At 55.3% G+C, this 1,353-nt stretch carries 1 rRNA gene; it reads left to right on the forward strand.

The annotated features are described in order from the left end of the window. Positions 1–1,345 (forward strand): 23S ribosomal RNA (locus ACZGCQ_RS16725); the annotation flags it as partial. Positions 1,346–1,353 lie beyond the last annotated feature (8 nt).

The following is a 1,353-nucleotide window of genomic DNA, read 5'->3' on the forward strand; positions in this document are numbered from 1 at the left end:
GCGGAGTCCCGTAGGGACGTAGGTCACGATTTCACACTGCCAAGAAAAGCCTCTAGTGAGGGGGAAGGCGCCAGTACCGTAAACCGACACAGGTAGGCGAGATGAGAATTCTAAGACGCGCGGGATAACTCTCGTTAAGGAACTCGGCAAAATGGTCCCGTAACTTCGGGAGAAGGGACGCTCTACATGAGTAGAGCCGCAGTGAATAGGCCCAAACGACTGTTTAGCAAAAACACAGGTCTCTGCTAAATCGCAAGATGACGTATAGGGGCTGACGCCTGCCCGGTGCTGGAAGGTTAAGGGGATGGGTTAGCGCAAGCGAAGCTTTGAACCGAAGCCCCAGTAAACGGCGGCCGTAACTATAACGGTCCTAAGGTAGCGAAATTCCTTGTCGGGTAAGTTCCGACCCGCACGAAAGGCGTAACGATTTGGGCACTGTCTCAACGAGAGACCCGGTGAAATCATAGTACCTGTGAAGATGCAGGTTACCCGCGACAGGACGGAAAGACCCCATGGAGCTTTACTACAGCCTGATATTGAGGCTTTGTGCATGATGTACAGGATAGGCGGGAGACGTCGAGCCCGGAGCGCCAGCTTCGGAGGAGTCACCCTTGGGATACCGCCCTTCATGCATAGAGTCTCTAACTCGCAGCCGTAATCCGGCTGGAGGACCGTGTCAGGCGGGTAGTTTGACTGGGGCGGTCGCCTCCTAAACAGTAACGGAGGCGCCCAAAGGTTCCCTCAGAATGGTTGGAAATCATTCGTAGAGCGCAAAGGCAGAAGGGAGCTTGACTGCGAGACCTACAAGTCGAGCAGGGACGAAAGTCGGGCTTAGTGATCCGGTGGTTCCGCATGGAAGGGCCATCGCTCAACGGATAAAAGCTACCCTGGGGATAACAGGCTGATCTCCCCCAAGAGTCCACATCGACGGGGAGGTTTGGCACCTCGATGTCGGCTCATCGCATCCTGGGGCTGGAGTAGGTCCCAAGGGTTGGGCTGTTCGCCCATTAAAGCGGTACGCGAGCTGGGTTCAGAACGTCGTGAGACAGTTCGGTCCCTATCCGTCGTGGGCGCAGGAAATTTGAGGAGAGCTGTCCTTAGTACGAGAGGACCGGGATGGACGCACCGCTGGTGTACCAGTTGTTCCGCCAGGAGCATCGCTGGGTAGCTACGTGCGGACGGGATAAATGCTGAAAGCATCTAAGCATGAAGCCCCCTCCAAGATGAGATTTCCCTTTGAGTAATCAAGAAAGACCCCTCAGAGACGATGAGGTAGATAGGTCACGGGTGGAAGCATGGCGACATGTGGAGCTGAGTGATACTAATCGGTCGAGGCCTTGTTCTAGCAGATGC

It is taken from the genome of Exiguobacterium sp. HSB13 (assembly GCF_056764755.1).